The organism is Ekhidna sp., from assembly GCF_965247405.1.
Classification (GTDB): Bacteria; Bacteroidota; Bacteroidia; order Cytophagales; family Cyclobacteriaceae; genus Ekhidna.
The window spans coordinates 1,040,449-1,064,137 of sequence record NZ_OZ252014.1 but is presented as its reverse complement, the minus strand read 5'-3'; the positions used below and the strand labels follow the sequence as shown (position 1 = coordinate 1,064,137).

At 41.8% G+C, this 23,689-nt stretch carries 19 protein-coding genes and 1 riboswitch; of the genes, 14 read left to right on the top strand and 5 right to left on the bottom strand.

Features of this window, described 5'->3' with window-relative positions; translation table 11 throughout:
- Nucleotides 1-63 precede the first annotated feature (63 nt).
- From ACP14Y_RS04650 to ACP14Y_RS04635, 4 genes are all read left to right on the top strand, one after another.
- Nucleotides 64-219 carry a hypothetical protein gene (locus tag ACP14Y_RS04650; RefSeq protein WP_424961805.1) on the top strand — a complete coding sequence of 52 codons (156 nt, stop codon included), beginning with the start codon at nt 64-66 and terminating at the stop codon, nt 217-219.
- Between the two features lie 23 nt (nt 220-242).
- A complete protein-coding gene (locus ACP14Y_RS04645; protein WP_424961804.1) occupies nt 243-7,694 on the top strand; it encodes a S8 family serine peptidase in 7,452 nt (2,483 codons plus the stop codon).
- 186 nt (nt 7,695-7,880) lie between these two features.
- Nucleotides 7,881-8,285 (top strand): SiaC family regulatory phosphoprotein, encoded by a 405-nt coding sequence (locus tag ACP14Y_RS04640; RefSeq protein ID WP_424961803.1) that lies wholly within the window; start codon nt 7,881-7,883, stop codon nt 8,283-8,285.
- Nucleotides 8,286-8,370: 85 nt separating this feature from the next.
- Complete coding sequence (locus ACP14Y_RS04635) at nt 8,371-9,162, top strand: RMD1 family protein (RefSeq protein ID WP_424961802.1); 792 nt, start codon at nt 8,371-8,373, stop codon at nt 9,160-9,162.
- Nucleotides 9,163-9,248: 86 nt separating this feature from the next.
- Here the strand turns inward: ACP14Y_RS04635 and ACP14Y_RS04630 are convergent, their stop codons facing one another.
- Nucleotides 9,249-9,461, bottom strand: coding sequence for a hypothetical protein (locus ACP14Y_RS04630; protein ID WP_424961801.1), 213 nt, complete (start codon nt 9,459-9,461; stop codon nt 9,249-9,251).
- A 53-nt stretch (nt 9,462-9,514) separates the two neighbouring features.
- Entirely contained in the window at nt 9,515-10,084 is a 570-nt protein-coding gene (locus ACP14Y_RS04625) for an RNA polymerase sigma factor (protein WP_424961800.1), read from the bottom strand.
- A gap of 47 nt (nt 10,085-10,131) precedes the next feature.
- On the opposite strand from ACP14Y_RS04625, the gene ACP14Y_RS04620 reads away from it, so the two are divergent.
- The 6 genes from ACP14Y_RS04620 to ACP14Y_RS04595 all read left to right on the top strand — a co-directional run bounded on the left by ACP14Y_RS04620 (nt 10,132) and on the right by ACP14Y_RS04595 (nt 15,343).
- Nucleotides 10,132-10,848: a C39 family peptidase gene (locus ACP14Y_RS04620; protein WP_424961799.1), complete on the top strand. Its 717-nt coding sequence runs from the start codon at nt 10,132-10,134 to the stop codon at nt 10,846-10,848.
- A 1-nt stretch (nt 10,849) separates the two neighbouring features.
- On the top strand, nt 10,850-12,295 hold the full coding sequence (locus ACP14Y_RS04615; protein ID WP_424961798.1) for a RimK family protein: 1,446 nt from the start codon (nt 10,850-10,852) through the stop codon (nt 12,293-12,295).
- A 2-nt stretch (nt 12,296-12,297) separates the two neighbouring features.
- On the top strand, nt 12,298-13,557 hold the full coding sequence (locus ACP14Y_RS04610; RefSeq protein WP_424961797.1) for a carboxylate-amine ligase: 1,260 nt from the start codon (nt 12,298-12,300) through the stop codon (nt 13,555-13,557).
- Entirely contained in the window at nt 13,533-14,243 is a 711-nt protein-coding gene (locus ACP14Y_RS04605) for an N-formylglutamate amidohydrolase (protein WP_424961796.1), read from the top strand. The genes ACP14Y_RS04610 and ACP14Y_RS04605 overlap by 25 nt, the downstream gene beginning before the upstream one ends.
- Nucleotides 14,240-14,464: a hypothetical protein gene (locus ACP14Y_RS04600; RefSeq protein WP_424961795.1), complete on the top strand. Its 225-nt coding sequence runs from the start codon at nt 14,240-14,242 to the stop codon at nt 14,462-14,464. Before ACP14Y_RS04605 ends, ACP14Y_RS04600 begins: the two co-directional genes overlap by 4 nt.
- 147 nt (nt 14,465-14,611) lie before the next feature.
- Entirely contained in the window at nt 14,612-15,343 is a 732-nt protein-coding gene (locus ACP14Y_RS04595; protein ID WP_424961794.1) for a hypothetical protein, read from the top strand.
- A 219-nt stretch (nt 15,344-15,562) separates the two neighbouring features.
- On the opposite strand, the gene ACP14Y_RS04590 is transcribed toward ACP14Y_RS04595, so the two are convergent.
- Entirely contained in the window at nt 15,563-16,468 is a 906-nt protein-coding gene (locus tag ACP14Y_RS04590) for a Ppx/GppA phosphatase family protein (protein WP_424961793.1), read from the bottom strand.
- A 59-nt stretch (nt 16,469-16,527) separates the two neighbouring features.
- Nucleotides 16,528-16,639, top strand: a riboswitch (SAM riboswitch).
- 46 nt (nt 16,640-16,685) lie between these two features.
- Between ACP14Y_RS04590 and ACP14Y_RS04585 the strand changes: the two genes are divergently transcribed.
- From ACP14Y_RS04585 to ACP14Y_RS04570, 4 genes are read left to right on the top strand one after another with little or no spacing between them, the layout of a single operon-like run.
- Nucleotides 16,686-17,726 (top strand): homocysteine S-methyltransferase family protein, encoded by a 1,041-nt coding sequence (locus ACP14Y_RS04585; protein ID WP_424961792.1) that lies wholly within the window; start codon nt 16,686-16,688, stop codon nt 17,724-17,726.
- A 49-nt stretch (nt 17,727-17,775) separates the two neighbouring features.
- A complete protein-coding gene (gene metH / locus ACP14Y_RS04580; protein ID WP_424964421.1) occupies nt 17,776-20,412 on the top strand; it encodes a methionine synthase in 2,637 nt (878 codons plus the stop codon).
- Nucleotides 20,413-21,366 (top strand): methylenetetrahydrofolate reductase [NAD(P)H], encoded by a 954-nt coding sequence (gene metF / locus ACP14Y_RS04575; RefSeq protein ID WP_424961791.1) that lies wholly within the window; start codon nt 20,413-20,415, stop codon nt 21,364-21,366.
- A gap of 33 nt (nt 21,367-21,399) precedes the next feature.
- Nucleotides 21,400-22,245 (top strand): hydroxymethylglutaryl-CoA lyase, encoded by an 846-nt coding sequence (locus ACP14Y_RS04570; RefSeq protein ID WP_424961790.1) that lies wholly within the window; start codon nt 21,400-21,402, stop codon nt 22,243-22,245.
- Here ACP14Y_RS04570 and dprA read toward each other — a convergent pair.
- Together dprA and ACP14Y_RS04560 are read right to left on the bottom strand one after the other, a co-directional pair.
- The gene (gene dprA / locus ACP14Y_RS04565; protein WP_424961789.1) at nt 22,242-23,336 is read right to left on the bottom strand and encodes a DNA-processing protein DprA; all 1,095 of its coding nucleotides are present in this window, start codon (nt 23,334-23,336) and stop codon (nt 22,242-22,244) included. The genes ACP14Y_RS04570 and dprA overlap by 4 nt on opposite strands.
- A gap of 3 nt (nt 23,337-23,339) precedes the next feature.
- Nucleotides 23,340-23,675: a MerR family transcriptional regulator gene (locus ACP14Y_RS04560; protein ID WP_424961788.1), complete on the bottom strand. Its 336-nt coding sequence runs from the start codon at nt 23,673-23,675 to the stop codon at nt 23,340-23,342.
- Nucleotides 23,676-23,689: the final 14 nt, after the last annotated feature.

The following is a 23,689-nucleotide window of genomic DNA, read 5'->3' as shown; positions in this document are numbered from 1 at the left end:
TTCGGGAATATATAAAACAAGATTTGTTGCGTCGGTTTTAAAGCCGAATGTTATATGGATGAAATGGAAAAAATAATAAGTGACTTCATTCTTAAGAAAAAGATGGAGAATGATGCATTTACCAAGCTTTTAAATGCCATGAAAAGTCAATTGGAAGAGGTAGAAAAGCTTAAGGGATCTTCTATGGAAGGATCCAATTCCTCAAAATCCGAGAAATGAATCTATAACTAACTAACAGCCTTATGAAAGAATTTTTACCTAACAGATTCAGTCGAATGCTATTCATGATAGCATTCACTTTGTTTGCGCTGATGGGGTCTTCACAGACATATCAGGACGGGGCAAAGAAGGGATTGATCAAAGTGAAGTTTGTGCCTACATTATCTACTTCCCTTAGTCAGATGGAAGTGAGCACAAAAAGTAGCGGGGTGCTCAAAACCGGAATGAAGTCATTCGATGCAGTAGCTCAAAAAACAAGTGCAACAAATATGTATCGATTGTTTCCTTACGACTCTAAAAATGAGCACAAACTCATCAAACACGGGTTGCACCTGTGGTATGTGATTGAAATAAACGAAGACCTGGATCCAAATCAGGCGGTCGTAGAATATGCAAATCTCAATGACATAGCCGTTGCGGAAGTGGAGCATGAAAAGATATTGATCCCATATCAGACAAGGGAGTATACTCCGCAAGCCACAACTCAATCAAGTCATCCATTCAATGATCCACTCTTACCAGATCAGTGGCACTACAACAATACCGGCCAGTCTGGTTACGAAGGTGCAGATGTGAATCTATATGAAGCCTGGGCGGAAACGACAGGATCAAGTGATATTGTGGTAGCCATTCATGATCAGGGAATGGATGTGGAACATGAAGATCTGGCGGCCAATGTTTGGGTGAATGAAGCAGAGGCAAACGGAGAACCAAATGTAGATGATGACGGGAATGGATACATCGATGACATCAATGGATACAATTTTGAGAAAAATAAAGGAGCGGTTGATCCGCAGTATCACGGTACACACGTAGCGGGTACAATTGCAGCTGTCAATAACAACGGCATTGGTGTATCAGGTGTAGCCGGAGGAGATGGTAGCGGAAACGGTGTGAAAGTGATGTCTCTTCAGATACTTGGTGGAGCTGCCATTGAAAAGTCATATGTCTATGCCGCAAACAATGGAGCAGTAATCTCTCAAAACAGTTGGGGATATTCTTCCCCGGGTTATGTAGATCAGTCAGTGCTGGATGCGATTGATTACTTCGTTGAAGAAGCCGGTGATTTCGAAGGCAGCCCGATGAAAGGCGGGATTGTGATTTTTGCAGCAGGAAACAGCAACCATGATGGTGAATGGTATCCGGGATACTTCCCAAATACCATGGCAGTGGCTTCAATTGGTCCTGACGGTAAAAAGGCTTCTTACTCAAACTATGGAGACTGGATTGAACTTTCAGCACCGGGAGGGGATGTAATGCTGGGTGGAACCAGCGGTGTATTGAGCACGATACCTGATGGAGGATACGCCTATCTGGATGGTACATCGATGGCTTGTCCGCATGTGTCTGGTATTGCAGCCCTGGCATTGGCAAATCGCACCCACCAGCTAACCAATGACGAGTTGTGGAATAAGCTGATGACAGGAACAACTGATGTTTATGGCGTGAATGAATCCTACCTGGGTAAACTTGGAACGGGTGCCATTGATGCATTCCTTTCTATTCAAAATGATGGAGAAATAGCTCCTGAACAAATCACCGATCTTGAAGTGACAGGTCTGGCGCAGGAGTTTGCTACACTGGTTTGGACGGTTCCATCCGACGAAGATGATGATCAGCCATATACATTTGAATTGTATCATCATACAGAACCAATCACTGCAAACAATCTGGTTCATGCAACTAAGACAGTCATTTCTAACGAACATACAGCTGGTAATACTTTTTCTTATGAGTTGTCCAATCTATTAGGTCTTACCACGTATCACTTTGTTCTCACTGCAACTGACCGATGGGGAAATACTTCAGTTCTTTCCAATCAAGTCTCAGGAACTACTAACGAAGGGCCATCCATTGCCGTAGATGAAGGAAGTGAGTCTATCACATTATCCATCGATGCATCTGTAGCCTCAACAACAGATCATGAAATAACCATTCTAAACGAAGCAGCAGGTGTATTGAGATGGGATCATTTCATGCGCCATAAGAACACATCGCTGGCTTACAGTACGTCTGGCATAAATTATCCAGTCGTCACCAAGAGTAAGTCGAATGGTGAGATTCGGGTGAGTAAGACAGAGGCTCATGATAACCAGGATAAGCTGCGCAGTAATGAGCCGGTGGCCACAGCATATACTTCAATTGAGAAATCATATGCAGCATATGCAACCAATATCATTGGAGAAACTGACCTGGAGCTAACCAACTCTGCGGCAGCAAAATTCTATGTGAGTGAAACTTCAGGATTTAATCTGACTCAGGCCCGTATGTACCTAAAGCATGATCCTGAACTGGGGTCTGTGGTAATGGAAGTATACAAAGGAAGTGAGCCTACAAAAGAAAACCTGGTTTATGCGCAAGAGCATAGCAACTGGAGTGCGAATGAAAGCTGGGCATACATTACCCTGGAAGAGCAGCTCTATTTTGAGGAAGGGGAGACTTTCTGGCTGGCGTTTCATGTGCCTGCCGGCAACCTGTTTCCACTAGGAATTGGTTATGAAAATGACCCTGCATATTCCACTTATTGCTACATGTCTTTTGATATGGGTGGTACCTGGGCACCATTAGAAGACATGGTTAACAGCAAAGATTTTGCGTGGGCTATCTCAGCCGATAGCTACAACCCGCATCTTGGCACGTATTTGTCCTTGAATCCTGGTTCAGGAGATGTAGAAGGCTTTGGTGAAACCACTACTACATTAACTGCCGATGGAGCTGCACTAGTCAATGGATCTTACAGTGCAAACCTGGTATTGGCATCTAATGATGCAGCCAATCAGGAATTTAGAATACCGGTAAACCTCACTGTAAGCGGGCATACACCAGACATCAACCACATTGATATTGCTGATTATGGTAGTGTATTTGTAGGGGCAGAAAAGACGCTTGAGTTGGCATTAGACAATGTTGGGTACGGGAATTTCAATAGTCCTACATTCAATATTGATAATCCACAATTTACTATTGATGGCAACTCGCCATGGCAAATTAAAGCGAGAGAAGAAGCAGTGCTGAAAGTAAAGTTTGCTCCTGAAGGACCGGGAAATGCTAACGGTATCCTTGAAATTTCAAATGGAGAGCAAACTTATCAGGTGTCCTTGTTTGGGGTAGGAGCAGCCACTTCTGAGCTAACGCTAACACCTGAAAGTCAGTCCGTTGATGATCTTACGATTGGTGATATAGTAAACGCTCAGATAACTGTTGAAAATACCGGTGAATACCCACTTAAATATTTTATTCCAGGGTATGACGAGCAGGGAATCAGTGATGACTGGCCTACGGAATATCATAGCTATGGATACGAAAGACGAACCAGCTATGTGGAGGATTCCAATCCAATCACGTATGATTTCTATGATATATCTGGTACGGGTATAGATATTACCGATCCATTAAGAGACGATGGAGCTTACGCTTCTATTGACATGGGATTCGACTTTCCTTACTACGGACAGTCAATGAATACACTATACGTAGCTCAAAAAGGATTTACCACATTTGACAATAGTGTACGTCCGGTAAATACCCCTTCGCTAAACAACACCTATTCTCCGGGAGGTTACATTTCCCCTTTAGGTACGTTCATTGACCTGTCAGCTCAGGGGGCTATTTATTATCTGGTAGAGGCTGATCGTGTCATTGTACAGTGGGATAATGTAACAGACGGGTATTCTGGAAATATCACAGCCCAGATGGTACTGTTTACCGATGGAAACATTCGGTTCTATTATGACGAAATGGGATTCGATTCCTGGTCTCAGCGATATTTAAATATCCTCATTGAAAGCATAAATAAGACGGATGGTATCCAAGTCCAGAACTATGAGACGAATGTTGAATTGTATGATGGATTAGCACTCGGATTCGACTATCCGGGACCTAATATCATAACAGCAGTAACCAATGGTTCAGGAATTCTTTCACCGGGAGCATCTGCCATCGTAGATGTGGAACTTGCCACAGAGACACTTGTGGAAGGAACAACAAATCGTTACATCAATTTCATCAGTAATGATCCGGAGAATGCTCAAACAAGTGCATTGGTAGAGCTGAATATCACTTCCGGTGGAACTGCCGTTCCGGTGGTTTCCACTGAGAGTATAGATTTTGGAAATGTATTTCAGGGGGCCGAAGAGATTGTACCATTCACGATCAAAAACACAGGAACTGCCGATGTGGATATTAGCAGTATCGTTCTGGACAATGATTTATTTGTATTGACAGGAAATCATCCGGTATCGATTCGCCCGGGATTGTACGAAAAGTATGAAGTACAGATCCCAACCAGCTCTGTTACACCACTAGCTGACCTAATAACTATCAACTATGGGGATGGATCTAGCAATACCATAGACCTTGCAGGAAATGTGATTGACCCACCGGCGATCAATGTGGATCTGTCTACTTTAACTCATACACTGGCTTATGGAGAGACTAGCACGCATCCTATTACCATTGAAAACACAGGACTAGCTCCTTTGGAAGTAACTCCTTCAGGCAATCAATGGTTGACTTTCCAGACGGAGCAAGCACCGGTAAACGTGTCTTATACATACGAGAAATTCAACGATGGCTCTGTTTATCAGTGGATTGATATCAGAGAGACAGGGAGCAAATTGCCTTTTGCAAATGATATTTTTGATCCAAATGATTTCTGGAAGGATCTGACTTTACCATTCCCTATTACAGTATATGGTGAGGAGTATACCGATATCAAGGTGGGTGAGAATGGAGTTATCTCTTTGGAGGAAGATCCGGATGTAATGTTCTTCAATGATCCCCTTCCAACAGCAAATTATGACGGAACTTATATTATGCCATACTGGACGTTTGGTGGGTTTGATACCTACACGTTCCCAGAGGAAGAAGTAGGAATCTTTTATGAGTTCTTTGATGAAAAGATCATCATCACCTGGAGTTATTTGGTGAACAACTTTGGAGGAATGGGTGATCCGATATCAGCACAGGTGATCATGTATGACAATGGAACTATGAAATTCCAATACAAGGTAGAGGAGTTTGGGAGCGATCTTACATCACAATTCACAGCTGTAGGAATTCAGGAAAATGGAAGTAACGGAATAGGTATTTCCAATCAGAATAGCCTTGATCATGGAGATGGTTTAGCGTTCGTGCTGACTCCTACCAATACTTATGAGATTGACCCTGGCTCTACCATGAGTGCAGACATTCTCTTGGATGCGCAAAATATTTATGGTGGCACATACAACGAGTCTTTGATGATAGAGACCAACGTACCTTCTTCGGAATCACTGGAGAAACCGGTAGAGTTAACAGTAACTGGTGAGGCTGTTTTGGTAACTGATGAAACAGTTGATTTCGGAGAAAAGGTACTTGCATTCGAATGGGGATCTCCGGTGCAGAATTACATGGATATAAATATTTCCAATGATGGTTCCGCACCTCTTGACATCAGCTGGATAAACATGCTGGATGGAACTCAAGGCTTTAGTCTTCAAATTTACACCTGGGTAGATGGATGGTTCGGTCCGGAATTGCGCTGGGCAGACATAACTGAACTGTATTCACCATGGGCGTTTGAGACGCCTGTGTTCACACTTAATCCTAATGAAAGCCTGGAAGCTCGTGCAGTATTTGGTCCTGCAGCAGCTGGTGATTTCACAGATGATCTTGTTCTAACAACAAGTCTTGGGGAAAGAACCGTGACCATGAACGGAACTGGTTTCGAGCCTCCGGTATTCGAAGCTGTAACTGACCCTATCGATGTGGTGATGAACGAGAAAACAGAAACGGCAAATAGAAGTATTGCCATAAATAATCTTAACGGTGGATCTGAGCTGGAATATGAAGTTAGTATTGATTTTGGGCGCTCTTCTTCTCAGGCGTCCAGAAGCAGAGCAGCTTCTGTTTCCAGTTCTCAGGTTCATATTTCTTCAATCGCTGCTAAATCGAGCAAGAGAGGAAGAAGTACAGCCACAAATACTGGATATAATCGCACTATTTCTCACACGGAAAGCACCACTCCTGACACATATGTTGGAACGGGGGGAGCCGCTCCATTCTCTGTAGCAACTAAATACAATGCAGGAGAAGACGGGTTTAATATTTCACATGTTGAGACATGGTTTAGAGCGGAGGCTTTGACAGAAGGATCGATTGAGGTAGAGGTACTTGCAGGTGGATCTTCTATTTCGGATGCTGTTTTATTAACAGCTGGTACGTTAAATTTTACAGCTTCTGGTGACGATGAAGTTGGTGATTGGTATCAGATTGAGCTGAATGAATCTGAGGCTGTTTACCCTAATGAAGATTTCTATGTGGTGGTGACTTTACCACTCGGCGTAGAATATCCCCAAGGTACGATCACTAATTCTGAAACTGTACCAAACAGATACTACTATTACAGTGAAGGCGTTTGGTATGACATTCAAACAGTGGATGGTTTTGCGACAAATGGATGGTTGATGTTCGCAGCAGAAGAGGAAGCTGGAAATTCATCATGGTTGACCATTTCAGGGGAAACTTCAGGAACGTTAGCTGTAGGTGAGGAAGGCACGATAAACATATCCATTGAAGGTGGCTATGCGAAAAGAGGGGATCAGGTTGCTAACGTTGTGATTACAACAAACGATAGTAACAATCCAGCAGTGTCTGTCCCTGTCACACTACATATGAATGATGCACCGTATTTCTCAGAAGTTCCGGAAATGGTGGTGGTTTCAGAAAATGAGACTGAAACAGTTATTCTTGAGGTGGAGGATATGGAAGGTCATGATTTTGATGTTGATTCTGTAGACGAATACAATGGAGTCACTTATGCACTTGAAGGGGGTGAGCTAACCATTGAGTTAGCTCCTGATTTTGGTGATGAAGGAAGCTACACATATTCTTTTATTGCCACTGATGAATATGATGCTGAAAGGGAAGTCTCGCTTTCGGTTCAGGTACTTCATACAAACAGAGCTCCTCAGTATATCGGTTCAGGAATTGATAACGTGATGGTCGGGGAAACATATGAATATGAAATAACTGATTTATTTAGCGATCCGGACAATGATGAGTTTACATTTTCGGTGAGTAGTAATGACTCGGAAGTAGCAGATGTATATTCTTCAGAGGGTAAGTTTTTGGTACTTCCAAAAGCAGCAGGTTCAGCAGTTATTGACTTTGTGGTAACAGATGAGCTGGGAGCGAGTAGCGAGTGGTCAGTTGATCTTACTGTAGAGGTTATTTCAGGGTTAGGCGATGAGATTCAATTCGAAGCTTATCCAAACCCAACGACATCTTCTATCAGAGTAAGGATGCCTGATAATAATGCAGAAACGTTCGATATCAGAATTTTTAACTTAACTGGAGTGACCACAATTGTTCGTAAGGAGATTACTCCGAATCAGGAAGTAGAATTAGATCTCAGTGAATTGATACCAGGAATCTATATGATGGAAGTGAAGACTGAATCAGGAAAATTCGTTAAGCGAATCGTTAAAAAATAGTTCATAGGTAATAATGGATAACTAAGGAAGGCAAGACTAAGGTGGTTTTGTCATGGCAGCCCCCAGGGGGCTGCCTTTTTGTGTTTAAACTTCAAGATTAGAAACATTATCATTTGATAAAATTAACATTGATGTCAGTTCGTCTAATTATATAGACATTTCAACCTTTAGATTAAATATTATCATTTGATAAAATTAGATTTACCGCTGATTAACCGAATAGAGAAAAGGAATTTTATGGTAGTTGAAAGGTCATTGGATCTCGAGATCAATGAGCAACATGGTATATGTATGCTGAAAGGCTGGTCTGTTGGATATGAACGTGCTTCCCACTACGAAGAAATGCTATCATTTATCGAGACCCACCTAGAAGAAAACGATAGACTGACCGCCTATTTCGGTCTGGATTTTTTTGATAAGGCATCTCTCAAGTACCTCTTCAAAATCATAAACCTGCTGAATGAAAAACATCAAAAAGGGAAAAAAGTAAACATAAAATGGAGTTGGCGCATGTCCTCGAGTTTAATGAAACTTTCGGGCGAGGATTTTAAAGAACTCAGTGATTTTCCTTTTGAGATTTTTGAGGAGTAATACCCCTCCGAACAAATAAGTCTTGGTTCACTATGCCATGTGACTTTTTCCCACTCTATCGTCATAAGCTATATCATACATATATATGGCAGGAAGATCCTATACCTACTCAGCCTATCTCGTGGCAGATAAAATCGACTTGGCTTCTTATCGGAAAGAATACCCAAACAAGATTATTTCAGCAAGTTCCTCAGAACTATACTATCTGCTAGCAGAAGATCAATTCATGTTCATTTTAAACTATGGCGTGGTGGTCTTTTCCAATATGAAGCAAGGAGACATGCAGTGGGAGATAAATCGTATAATTACCTATAGCAGCCATGCAAAGCATTCCCCGGTTGAGGATGATCTGAAAGTGGAGTATACGGACGAAAAGCAGATACTGATTGGATTCAATGAGATAAAAATTGGTCAGTTTGATCACAATGTGAATAAAATGGTGATGATGAACCTGGCCCAAACAGTGGCCATTGATCATTACTCTATTCTGGGTGAGCAAATTTTAAGTAGCATCAATACTCATACTGACCTGATGCGAAGGAAAGGGAGGGTTCTCCTCAGCAAGCGCAAGGCTTTGCAGTTTATTGGAACAACTCTGTCTGCGAAAAATACTATTGCACAACACCTTTACATTATGGATAGTCCCGATGTAGCCTGGGAGAATGAGTTTTTGGATCAGCTGCACAAACAGCTGGTGAAGCATTTTGAGCTGGCTTCAAGATACAAGGCATTAGAAACCACTTTGCAAATCGTGGGAGACAATCTGGATGTATACCTTTCATACAACAACCACAGAGAAAGCAGTCGCCTGGAATGGATCATTATCATTTTGATTGTGATTGAGGTGATTGATACCTTGCTCTCCAAGGTAATTTGATCACCAACGTCACCTCGAACTAATTCCCCTTTAATAAAGGGGGGCTAGGGGGTTGTTATTTCCTTTGTCAAAGAATGATATTTAGATCACCTCGATATCACACCTAAATTCATATCCGAAGCAATCCGTTTGATTTTTAATTCATGAATCTGCTTCTGAATCTCATTGATCCGTTTCATTGACTCATCTCTCAGTCTAGGATTGTTCCGCACACTTTCAGATTGCAGATTGGCTAACACAATATCCATCTCATTGATGAGCAATTGGATTTGATCATAATAAGGGGTCTTTGATTTCATTTTATCTATTCCTTATCGTTCTGACGAGAAATAGTTGAAAAGTCACACGTGCACTATTTCATTTTGAGTTGCTCTCCGTACAGTTTGTTGATGGTCTCTTTGGCCCTTTTTAGTCGCATTTTAACTGCGCTTTCTGAAAGTCCGAGCGATCGCTGTATATCCTGAATGGAGTGCTTCTCCTTGTATTTGAGAAGTAAAATCATTTTCCCTTCAGGTGTCATCTGCTCCAGCAGATTTTCCAATATTTCTATGGTTTTTTCTTCGGGTATTTCTTCGTCATGATCAACCAGCTCAAAGACTTCATCGGCCAGCTTTTCGGAGATCACCTCATGGGTACTTTTCTTTTTTGATCTTAAGTAATCAATGCAGATATGATAGATGATACTGTAAAGCCAGGTAGTCAATTTCGCTTCTTCCCGAAATTTAGCTAGCTGAGTAAAAACCTTTATTAATACCTCCTGGGTCAGATCTGCTGCAGCATCCTTGTCTTTCACATATGAGTGACACTTACTGAAAATGTACTTTTCGTATCGCTCTACAAAAACTGAAAAGTAACGATGATCACCACTTTTCATTCGAAGAACAAGCTCTTCATCACTCAATTTCTCAGCAGGATTACTCATAAAAAGTATGTGACTTATTGCAAATACAGCGTCCAAGATAGAAAAGAATGCTACGGATGCTTTTGCAAGACGAAAGAAAATACATCAAAATTTTACCTCAACCTACAGATGTGAGTTGCGGACCTACCTGCTTGCATGCAGTGTACAACTATTATGGAGATCAATTGGATCTTAATAAGGTCATTGATGAAGTAACACAGGTAAATGGGGGAGGAACGCTTGCGGTAATGCTGGCCAATCACGCCCTGGCTCGCGGATATCAAACCAAGATATATACCTACAACCTACATGTATTTGACCCAACCTGGTTTCAGCAGGAGGTTGATATTGTTGAAAAACTGAAAGAGCAATCACGACACAAAAAGTCGAACAAGTTAAAGCAGGCAACAAAAGCGTATTTGAAATACCTGCAGTCTGGTGGGAAGATGTTTTTCGAGGAATTGACTCCAGATTTAATAAAAGGTTTTTTGAAGAAGCGCACACCAATTCTTACGGGATTAAGTGCTACATATCTGTATCAAAGCGCCAGAGAAATCGGAGACATCAATATTTATCACGATACTAAAGGAGAACCGAGTGGTCACTTCGTGGTTTTGTGTGACTATGATGAGATCAATGATAAAGTATTGATTGCTGACCCTTTAGACCCCAACCCGATCAGTGATACTAATCAATACTATGCAGTAGATACCCAGCGAGTAGTCAATGCGATCCTGCTGGGAATTGTAACCTATGATGCCAATCTTTTAATAATCGAGCCCTGATATGCAGCGATTAATTATAACTGAGAACCCTGAAAATTGGAAAATTAATGTAGAGGGAGTTCAGCTTGTAAGCCCGTCAGCCTATATTAACAGCGAGGAATATGCGCGGCAAAAAAGCATTAAGGTAATTAACCTGTGTAAGAGTTATCAGTATCAGTCAGAGGGCTATTACATCTCATTGTTGGCAGAGGCCAGGGGACACAAGTCACTGCCAGTTACCTCAACTTTAATGGATTTTAAGTTGCCCAATCTTGCACGTGAGGATGCGCAGGATTTTGATCAGTTGATTCAGGATGAGCTAGAGGAGTTGAGAACAGAGAGCAAGCTTGAATTCAATATTTATTTTGGCTCAAGCTCTCACCCCTCACTGACAAAGGTGAGTCAGTTGCTTTTTAACCTGTTTCAGATGCCAATACTAAAAGCCATTTTCTCGAAAAAAGACAAGTGGCAGCTTCACTCACTCAAACCAGTTAATACAAAGGACTTGGATGATCAGGAAAAAGAAGCACTTACTAATGCATTGACACTATTTTTAGAAGGGAAGAAAATCGTTCGTAAAAATTATCAGCGAAAAAAATACGACCTGGCTATTTTGGTAAACCCGGATGATCCAAACCCTCCTTCAGATGCGAAAGCCTTACAGAAATTTGTAAAGGCTGCAGATAGGGTAGGATTTAGCACAGAATTTATCACACGAGCAGATTATGGCAAGCTCACCCAGTTTGATGCACTTTTTATCCGGGAGACAACCAATGTAAATCACCATACCTTCCGATTTGCTCGCAGGGCAGAGTATGAAGGATTGGCAGTGATCGATGATCCAAACTCCATATTGAAATGTACCAATAAAGTGTATCTAAATGAGCTTTTGGCTGCCAATAATATTCCCACCCCAAAATCTGTGATCATTCAAAAAAACAATCATGCAGAGTTAAAAATGGAATTTCCATACGTATTAAAGCAACCGGATGGGGCATTTTCAAAAGGGGTTAAAAAAGTAAAAGATAAAGCAGAGCAAAACTCTCTGTTAAAGGAGTTTTTTCAGCATACAGACCTGATGATAGCACAGGAATTTATGCCCACTACCTTCGATTGGAGGGTGGGTGTTCTTGGTGGGGAGGTGATCTATGTGTGTAAATATTACATGGCAAAAAATCACTGGCAGATTATTGACTGGAAATCTACAAATAAAGACCGACTGGGCGATAGCGAAACGATCCCCGTTCATATGGCGCCAAAGAACCTAATTTCCATTACACTGAAGGCCACCAAGCTCATAGGACACGGATTGTATGGAGTGGATGTAAAAGAAGTAGGCGGAAAATTCTACATCGTAGAGATTAATGACAATCCAAGTATTGAATCAGGAATAGAAGATGAGGTGGATAAGATGGATCTATACATTAAAATCATGAACCATCTAATGAAAATCGTTCAATCGAATTAGTTATGAGTAAAAGATTACACCTGTTCCAAGGGTTTGGGATAGAATTAGAATACATGATAGTAGATAGGGATACCCTCGATGTAAAACCTATCTCTGATGAGCTTTTAAAAGAGGCCTTGGGAAATTATGGAGAGGAATACGATAATGGCTCGGTCAGCTGGTCTAATGAACTAGTGCTTCATGTTTTGGAGCTCAAATGCAGCTCTCCAACTCCTGATCTGATTCAACTCGAGTATGATCTTCATCAGAACATCATAGAGGTAAATGAACGCCTAAAAAAGTTCAATGCTCGGCTCATGCCAACAGCAGCGCACCCATGGATGGATCCTAAAAAGGAAACATTCCTGTGGCCACATGGAAATTCTGAGATATATGAAAAATATAACCAGCTATTTGATTGCCAGGGACATGGTTGGTCCAACCTGCAAAGCACCCATTTGAATTTACCTTTTTATGATGATGAGGAGTTCGCCAAGCTTCATACAGCTGCCAGGTTAATTCTCCCTATTATCCCTGGCCTAACTGCCAGTTCGCCAATTCTTGGTGGTGTTTATACCGACTATCATGACCGCAGAATGGTCTACTACAAAAACAATCAGAGGAGGTTTGATAGTATTACCGGGAAGGTGGTTCCAGAGGGGGTCACCTCTCGGCATCAATATCAAAAGCAGATCTATGAGCGCATTGCTAAACAGATAAAGCCTTATGATCCGGAGAATATATTGGATCCGGTTTGGGTTAATTCCCGGGGAATCATTGCTCGATTTGACAGAGGGTCTATCGAGATTAGAATTGTAGATATACAGGAAAGCCCAAAAGCCGACCTGGCTATTCTTGCATTGATCATCCACACAATCAGACTTTTTGTTGAGGGTAAACTAACGGATTATCATGTACAGCATGAGGTGGAGGTAGAGCCGCTTTACGCGCTTCTTAAAAAGTGCATAAAAAAAAGTAGTGATGCAATCATTGATGATAAAAACTATTTGAAAGCACTGGGAATGGATCAAGAGAAAGTTTCTGTCATAGAAATCTGGAAGCATTTTTCGGATTTGAGTTTGAAGCATTATCCAGAGAGAATGAAACATTGGGTGAACCCACTCAATCAAATTTTTGAACACGGATCACTAGCCAAACGAATCCTGAATGTAACCAATGGTCAATATACCAGGGAGAACTTAAAATTGATCTATCAGGAGCTCAGTCAGAACCTGGAGGAGAATAAAATCTTTGAGCCATGCGACACGTCCATACCTTTATAACCTGTGAGCATGCGGGAAATCAAATCCCCAAGCCATATGAACACCTCTTTCATGACAAGCAAGTATTGTCTACCCACAGAGGTATCGATTTGGGTGCCCACGCATTTGCAAAGCAGCTTTCAGATGGACTAAGGATAAAATTATTTGAAACCCACATTAGTCGGTTATTAGTGGATTGTAATCGTAGTGTTAATAACCCACAGGTATTTTCGGAGTTTGCAAGCCCACTAAAATCAGCTGAAAAAAACATGGTATTGCAGAAATACTACTACCACTACAGGAACGCGGTTGAGAGTTATATCCGTCAGCAATTGTTAAAAAAACCAGTGCTTCATATTTCCATGCATACATTCACACCTGTATGGGAAGGGGTGGAACGAAAAATAGATGTGGCATTGCTTTTTGATGAGAATCGTGCACTTGAAAATGACTTATGCATCAGTTGGTTCAGAAAGCTGAAAGAGGAACTGCCAGATTTTGATGTCCTCACAAACGTACCATATAAAGGGGCTGATGATGGCTTTACCACCTATTTGCGAGAAAAATTTCCAAGCCAGGGCTATATGGGAGTAGAAATAGAAATCAACCAAAAATGGGCAGATACCCAACAAGGTGAAAAATTCGTTTCTGCATTGCAGTCTACGTTAGAAAAGACATTGGAAAAACAATTAGAAACAATCCAATGAAAATAGATAAAACGATATTAATTGATGAGTGTCTGGAACTAATTGCCCTACACAAAAACCAGCACTGTGAGCAAAAAGAGGACGAATCCGATCTCCAGTGGTATCAAAGAATCCACGCATTATTGAATGATATTAAAGAAGAACCAGATAGAAATTCAGCGAAGGACAGGTCTGCGGTGTTGTTGAAAGCGATTGATGAATTAATCGCTGATGAGTCATAAAAATTTCCTTAAAAAGTATGTGACCTTTTAAGGGGTTATCGTCATAAATATGTGATTAGGTAGGTGATAAACACCGGCAACTTCGAAAGAAATTCCTCGTGTTGCCGGTTCACTTCTTCCTACCGATTACTAATTGATATTAGAAAAATGAAATTAAAATTGATAGCTATTTCCTTGCTGGTGATAGCTGGGTGTAGCAAAACACAACAAGAGACTCAGACAGAAGAACTGAGCAAGATTGACTCACTACAGCAGGTAGTGAATGAGCACCAGTATACGGTGGCTTTGTTAAATCAGGTAGGATTATATCTTGATTCAATTGATGCCAACAGAAAGATGATCACCGTGGATTTAGAGACCGGGCTGGATGAGCAGGATTACATTCAGCGGATGAAAAGCCTGGATGAATACACTCGAAAAGCAGAATGGACGATTGCAGAGCTTGAAAAAACCAGAAGCGCTTACGCTTCACAGGTAAAAAGGCTAAAGAAACAAATAAGTGATCAGGAAGGTCAGATTGCCATTCTCCAATTAAGCGTAGAGGAGTATAAAGTGAAAAACGTCAGGCTGACAGATGATCTTACACTTACAAAAGAGCAATTAATTGAAACACAGGTTGCATTAGAATTTAACGAAAGCACACTGATTGACTCAGAGGAGCGAGTTACAGAATTGGCTGAGAAATTAAGCTTGACAGAAGCTGAGACAATGTATGCCAAGGGGGAAGGACTGGAGCTTATGGCAGAAAAAATTGAGTTTGCTCCAAAGAAGAGAAAACAAACACTTGAGCAGTCTTTGGCTTATTATAAGAAAGCGATAGAGCTTGGACATGTGCCTGCCAGAACCAGAGCGGAGAATGTTCAAAAACTCTTAAAATAACACCGATTGAAGTTGGACGATGAGTGAAAAAAGAGGGGGTATAAATGCCTCCTTTTTTTGTGACCTTTTCAAGGCAATACGTCTAATAGTAAAACAACATTATGCCCAGAGTAATACTTTTACTAGCTGCCATATTTTCCCTGGTGTTTTTCGGATTTTTGATTCATAGTGAAAAAAACAGGCAGGATGAATCAGAGGAAAGTGATGAAGTAGGCTAGGTCAATTCCTAACAAAAACCTTATCGCTTTCAGGATGGTGGGTTTGGTAAAGATGGTAGTTGATACCATCTTTTAATCCCACATCGGGAACAATGATACTTTTGGCTTTTGCTGCTTGCATGACAGCCACATAAATATCTGATGCAGGTATGATTACATCTGCTCGATCCGGGTTTAGCTGAAGTTTATTTAGACGATCATCAAGAGAAAGGTTCTTCAGAACGTCCTGGGTACGCATTAAAGTATTCAGCGACATTTTACGTGTCTTTTTTTCGGGATTTGAGAGCTCAAAAAGTTTGTTGATGTTGCCCCCTGTTCCTACCGCAGTGATTTTCTCTCCTTTCTTAAAGGCATGTTGAGAGACCCATCGTCTCATTTCCTCCCATGCTTCAGGAGTATCCCTTCCTTCTAAAGTTCGCACAGAACCAATCTTAAAAGAATGAGCAAAGACTTTCTCATGCTTTTCATAAATGTTCAGCTCAGTACTACCGCCCCCAACGTCAATGTGGATGTAATGTCCATCATCCAGTCCTTGCAATATGACTTTATTTATCATCTCAGCTTCTTGCTCTCCTGAAATGATTTCAATATCCAGATCTAACTTTTCTTTGACTTTATCTACTATTTCTCTGCCATTTTCAGACTCACGCATTGCGGAGGTGGCGCATCCGAAATAACCATTTACTTCATACAAGTCGATTAGATTTTTATAGGCGGTCATCAGCTTAAAAAATCGCTCCTCATTGAACTCACTAATACGTCCCTCGGAGAATACATCGTGACCTAATCGGAGAGGAAATCGTACATACTCGAGCTTCTTGAAAGTGATCACGGTTTCATACTCTATTACTTTGGTTATTTGCAGTCTCACCGCATTTGAGCCGATATCTATCGCCGCTAATTTCATAGTTGCCTAAAGGTAATACGTGAATATTTGTGAGGAATTAAATTCTGATATATTTGCAATACTTATCAAGAAAGACCGAGGGACTGGGCCCGATGACGTCTTAGCAACCTGATCGCCAGCGTGTGGTTTTCGGTGCTACTTCCCATCCTGCAGTTGCGGGAGAGATGAGTCGAATCCAATCGGAACTTTCTCTGGTAAGTAAACTTTAAACCGGAGAATGAAAAAACTTAGAGAGCTTTTACAAAAGAAAATCCTCGTACTCGATGGAGCCATGGGCACAATGATTCAGCGGCATAAGCTGGAAGAAGCAGACTTTAGAAATGAAGCTTTAAAAAATCATCCTAAGTCCCTCAAGGGCAATAATGATCTTCTTTCAATTACCAGCCCGGATATTATTAAGGAGATCCATGCTCAATACTTTGAAGCCGGAGCAGATATCGCTGAAACCAATACTTTTTCAAGTACAACAATAGCCCAGGCAGATTACGGACTTGAGGATTTAGCATATGAACTAAACTTTCAATCTGCGAGAATTGCCAAGGAGGTAGCAAAGGAATTTACAGAAAATGAACCGTATAAACCGAGATTTGTGGCTGGCTCTATGGGTCCTACAAACCGTACAGCCTCTCTTTCTCCTGATGTTAATGACCCTGGCTTTAGAGCCATCACTTTTGAAGAGTTGCGAGTAGCTTATAAGCAGCAAGCTGAGGCATTGTTGGACGGTGGGGTAGATATGCTTTTGGTGGAGACTGTTTTTGATACACTCAATGCGAAAGCAGCACTTTTTGCAATAGATGAAATTAAAGAAGAAAGAAGTCTTGACATCCCTGTTATGGTATCTGGAACTATAACGGATGCATCCGGGCGTACACTTTCCGGACAAACAACTGAAGCTTTTTTAATCTCCGTCCAGCACATGGATTTGATGAGCGTAGGATTGAATTGTGCACTAGGAGCAGCTCAGCTCAGACCGTACTTGAAAGTGCTTGCGGATAAGTCTGATTTTTTTGTAAGTGCCCACCCGAACGCTGGACTACCCAATGAATTTGGACAATACGATGAAACGCCTGAGATGATGGCAGGTCAAATAAAGGAGTTCCTGGACGAAGGGTTGGTAAATATCATTGGTGGATGCTGTGGCACTACACCGGAGCATGTAGCAGCGATAGCCAAGCTTGCGCAAGGCTACAGTCCACGGCAATTAGTCCATAGTCAACAGTTATTCGCAAGTGGTACAGAAAGGAATTACGATGAGTGAGTCAACAGCAAATCAGTCGACAGTCGACGGACAGCCGTTGACTCAAGTAATGAAGCCATTGATTCTATCTGGTCTGGAGCCACTCAAAATTACCAAACACACCAACTTCGTGAACGTTGGTGAACGTACAAATGTGACCGGGTCTAAACGGTTTGCTCGTTTGATAGCAGAAGACAAGTATGATGTTGCACTTGAAGTTGCATTGGATCAGGTAAGGGGAGGTGCACAGATCCTGGATGTGAACATGGATGAGGGAATGCTTGATGGTAAAAAGGCCATGGTCAAATTCCTAAACCTAATCGCCTCTGAACCAGAAATTGCAAGAATCCCAATCATGATCGATTCTTCAAAATGGGAGATCATTGAAGCGGGACTGAAATGCATTCAGGGGAAGGGTGTTGTCAATTCAATCAGCTTAAAAGGAGGCGAGGAAGAGTTCATTGATCAAGCTAAAAAAGTGAAACGATACGGCGCAGCTGTCATTGTGATGGCATTTGATGAGAAAGGACAGGCAGATACCTTTGAGAGGAGAATTGAAATATGTGAGAGAAGCTACCGGATTTTAGTTGATCAGGTACACTACCCACCACAGGACATCATTTTCGATCCAAATATTTTTCCTGTTGCGACTGGAATAGCTGAACATAACAATAATGCGGTAGACTTCTTCAGAGCCACAGATTGGATTAAGGGGAACCTTACCGGAGCTAAGGTAAGTGGTGGGGTCAGTAATGTTTCGTTTTCATTTCGAGGCAATAATGTGGTGCGAGAGGCCATGCATTCTGCTTTTCTGTATCATGGGATAAAGGCTGGCATGGACATGGGCATTGTCAATGCCGGCATGATTGAGGTATATGATGAAATACCCAAAGATCTGCTCGAGCATGTGGAAGATGTACTACTCAATAGAAGAGATGATGCGACTGAACGCTTGCTTGCCTTTGCTGAGAATGTGAAAGGAGATGGCAAGAAAAAGGTAGAAGACCTCAGTTGGAGAGAGGCAACCGTGGAAGACAGATTGTCGCATGCGTTAGTGAAAGGGATCATAGATTTTATTGAGGAAGATACAGAAGAGGCTCGCCTGAAATATCAAAGTCCACTCAAAGTAATCGAGGGGCCATTAATGGATGGCATGAACGTAGTGGGAGACCTGTTTGGTAGCGGGAAAATGTTTTTACCTCAGGTGGTAAAAAGTGCCAGGGTGATGAAAAAGTCGGTGGCCTATCTGACACCATTTCTGGAAAAGGAAAAAGCATCCGGTAATACGAAAGGCAAGATATTACTGGCAACAGTGAAAGGAGATGTACATGATATTGGGAAGAATATTGTAGGAGTGGTGATGGCATGCAACAACTTCGATATCGAAGATATGGGAGTGATGGTGCCGGTGGATAAAATCCTGGACCGGGCAGAAGAAATAGGAGCAGACATCATTGGCCTTAGTGGGTTGATCACCCCATCATTGGATGAGATGGTGAATGTGGCAGAAGAGATGAGTCGCCGAAAAATGAAAACTCCTCTATTAATTGGCGGAGCTACAACTTCACGAATACATACAGCTGTAAAAATTGCTCCAAAGTATGATCAAACGGTTGTGCATGTGTTGGACGCCTCAAAAAGTGTTGGCGTTTCTACCAATCTCCTGAGTGATAAAGCAGCGGATTATAGCAAGTTGATAAAATCCGAATATGAAGAGTTGGCTGCCGGACATGCTTCCAGAACAAAAGCCAAAGACTACATTCCATATAATCAAGCTCGTGAAAATGGATTAGTTATCAACTGGTCAAGTCACTCGATCGCCAAACCAAACCAATCAGGTATTACTGTTTTTGAAGATTATAATCTTTCGGAAATCCGAAAGTATATCGACTGGACACCTTTCTTTTCTACCTGGATGCTGAAGGGGAAATATCCTGCCATTTTGGAAAATCCTACGGTAGGAGACGAAGCGAAAAAGCTGTTCAAAGATGCTCAGGAAATGCTGGACGAAATCATTTCTGATAAGCTACTTCAGGCCAATGCGGTGGTCGGATTATTCGAAGTAGCCAGAGAGGGAGATGATGTGACGGTCATAGGTCATCAACATTCTTTTCATTTTCTACGCCAACAAGGTAAAAAAGCCTCTGGTGTACCTAACCTCTCATTGGTAGATTTTATTAATCCGAAAGGAAATGATTTCATGGGTGGTTTTGCTGTGACTGCAGGAATTGGTCTTGAGAAGCTAATTAAAATGTATAAAGCAGAGCATGACGACTATAAGGAAATTATGGCTAAAGCACTTACTGATCGATTAGCTGAGGCGTTTGCAGAGCTCATGCATGAGAAGGTAAGGAAGGAACTGTGGGGATATGCCGCGGATGAAAAGTGGTCCAACGAAGATTTGATTAAAGAAAAATACCAGGGAATCCGACCGGCTCCCGGATATCCGGCCTGTCCGGATCACACAGAAAAAAGAACACTATTTGATTTAATGGAAGTGGAGAAAAATACTGGGATCACTCTTACTGAATCTTTCGCCATGTATCCTGCTGCTGCGGTTAGTGGTTTTTATTTCTCACATCCAGACTCTAAATACTTTGGGCTCGGAAAGATTGGGAAGGATCAAGTGGAAGATTATTCCAATCGCAAACAAACGAAAGTAGAGGAGGTTGAAAAATGGCTAGCGCCGAATTTGAATTATAAGTAAATGAAAGTAACCGAACATATAGCAAACGCAGATAAAACACTTTTTTCATTGGAGATCATTCCCCCAAAAAAGGGAGATAGCATTAAAAATCTATTTGATCAAATTGATCCTTTGATGGAGTTCAATCCACCTTTCATAGACGTGACCTACCACCGAGAGGAGTATGTGTACAAAGAGCGAGGAAATGGACTGCTAGAGAAGCGAAGCATCAAGAAGAGGCCCGGTACGGTAGGTATTTGTGCCGCTATACAAAACCATTATCAAATCGATGCAATCCCCCACATCATATGCGGAGGCTTCTCAAAAGAGGAAACTGAAAATGCGTTGATTGATCTGAATTTCCTAGGCATAGATAATGTGTTGGCATTGCGTGGAGATAATATCAAATCGGAACGTGAATTCAAACCTGAACCTGACGGAAATGCGTATGCTTCCGACTTAGTAGGACAGATTGCCGCAATGAACAAAGGGGAATACCTCGATGATGAACTACAGAATGCGATACCGTCCAATTTTTGCATTGGAGTAGCCGGTTATCCGGAGAAGCACTTCGAAGCGCCTAATATGAATTTTGATCTAAAGTGGTTGAAGAAAAAAGTGGAGCTAGGAGCTGAATATGTGGTCACGCAAATGTTTTTTGATAATAAAGCTTATTTCAAGTTTGTAGAGGATTGCCGTGCTATAGGAATCAATGTTCCCATCATTCCGGGTATTAAGCCAGTAGCGGTAAAAAAGCACCTGACAATTCTTCCTAATATTTTCAAAATTGATCTGCCTGATGAGCTGGAACAGAAAATCACTAAATGTAAAGACAATGCTGCGGTGAAGGAATTAGGGATTGAATGGGGCATACAACAATGCAGAGAGCTTATTGAATATGGTGTACCCGTAATCCATTTCTACAGCATGGGAAAATCAGACGCCATTCACCGAATAGCGAAGGAGTTTTTTTAGTTTTGGCAGCCAATTAACAACACCCCATATTTGATGAAAATCATTGAATGTCCCAGAGACGCCATGCAGGGTTTGCATGACTTTATTCCTACGGAGACCAAGATCAGTTATATCAATCAGCTATTGCAAGTAGGTTTTGATACCATTGATTTTGGAAGCTTTGTTTCACCGAAAGCCATCCCACAAATGAGAGATACGACTGAGGTATTGGAAGGGCTAAATCTTAGCGATACTCAATCGAAGTTGTTAGCTATTGTAGCCAATATCCGCGGAGCAAAGGATGCCAGTCAATTCGATGAGATCAGATATTTGGGATATCCGCTTTCACTATCAGAAACTTTCCAGCAGCGAAATACCAATCGTTCCATTAATGATGCATTCAACGACCTGTCCGAAATGCAGGAACTTGCGGATGATCATGAAAAAATCTTGGTGGTTTATTTATCCATGGGATTTGGGAATCCATATGGCGATCCATATGAAATGGATTATGTGGGAGAGTTTGTGGACCGACTAGATAAGATGGAGGTACAGATTATTTCGCTGGCTGACACCATTGGTATTTCAGAACCAAAAAATATCACTACCCTTTTTGAAACCCTTATTCCCAAGTTTCCGCATATTGAATTTGGAGCTCATCTCCACTCGACACCTGATACAATAAAGGAGAAAGTTGCCGCGGCTCATGAGGCTGGATGTAGAAGAATGGATGGGGCTATTAAAGGGTTTGGAGGATGCCCGATGGCAAAGGATGATCTCACAGGAAACATGGCCACTGAGGTAATGCTTTCATGGCTCAACGAAAACGAAGTGGATACAGGGCTAAATCAGGAAAAATTTGAGGAGGCTATAGCAATGGCTCCTGCGGTGTTTGGTTAGGTCAATCCAAACTTCTTCCCCGGCATGCTTTTCACCAGGTTTTTAAATTCCAAGCTTAGTAGATGAGAAGCTACCTGGTTGATTGGGATTTGCGTTTTCATGGCAATCAAATCAATCTCCATGGGTGATCGATTTTCACTAAGCAGCTCGTAGATGGATTGTTCTTCTTGGGTTAGCTCCGGCATCACTTTTGGAGTATGGTCTTCTTGTGTAATGTCCCAATTCAAATGGTAAATGAGATCTTCTACACCCGTGTAAATGAGTGCTCGTTGAGTTGCAATGAGTTTATTGGTTCCCTCCGAAAAAGTATGTCCGACATCCCCGGGAACAGCAAAAACCAATCGGTTGTATGAGTCCGCAATATTAGCTGTAATTAGTGCTCCTCCTTTAGCTGCAGCTTCCACCACAATGGTTGCATCAGCCATCCCGGCGATGATCCGATTTCGTGCAGGGAATAGGTGAGGATCAGGCTTGGTGCCTGGTACGCTTTCTGAAATTATTGCTCCGGTTTCCTGCAATTGTTCAGCATACTTTTTATGAACAGATGGATAGATTCGATCCAGCCCTCCGGCGAGGATAGCCAATGTTGGCGTGTTTTCATTCAGGCTTGCCTTATGCGCCTGAATATCAATTCCGTAGGCCAACCCACTAATTACGGTCACATTGAGGCTGGCAAGATCCGTGACTATTTTGTCTGTAATGCTTTTGCCGTATTCAGTGGCTTTTCGCGTACCTACCACCGCAATTGATTTTTTAGGATTGAGGTCGCCAGCACCTTTCTTGTAAATAATATTAGGTGCATCCGGTGCTTGTTTGAGTCTGCCAGGGAAGTTGGGGTGGGTGTAGTGGAGAACTTCAGCTCCAATTTTTTGAGCAGAATTAAAAATAGCTTCAGCTTCTTTGAAAGGACTTGACTGCTTAATAAGGTCAGCCATTTTCTCACCTACACCGGGAATCTTAAGCAGCTTAATTTTGGAAGCACGAAAGACTTCAGCCGCCGAACCGCAGTAACTCATCAGCTGCTTCGTCCCCTTGTTACCAACACCTGGAATCAGCTCCAGTGCAATCTGGAATACCAACTCCTCAGACATGATCTATAGTTCTTGCTTAAGGTCAGTTAGAAATTTTCTGATTTTTTTCAGCGACTCGATCATCTCCATTTTATCAGAGGCAGTGTCACCACCATTGGAGATGTAGTCCCGGGCGCCCTGGAGGGTGTATCCTTTTTCTTTTACTAAGTGATAGATCAGCTTGACGTTTTGAAGGTCGTCTTTGGTAAACTGCCTGTTCCCTTTCCGGTTTTTCTTAGGTTTTATATTGTCAAATTCACCTTCCCAAAAACGGATAAGTGAAGTGGCTACACCCAATTCATCGGCTACCTCACCGATGGTGTAGTACTTCTTTTCAATTTCCTTTTCCTTGTAGGGCACTGTAGGTGAATAGG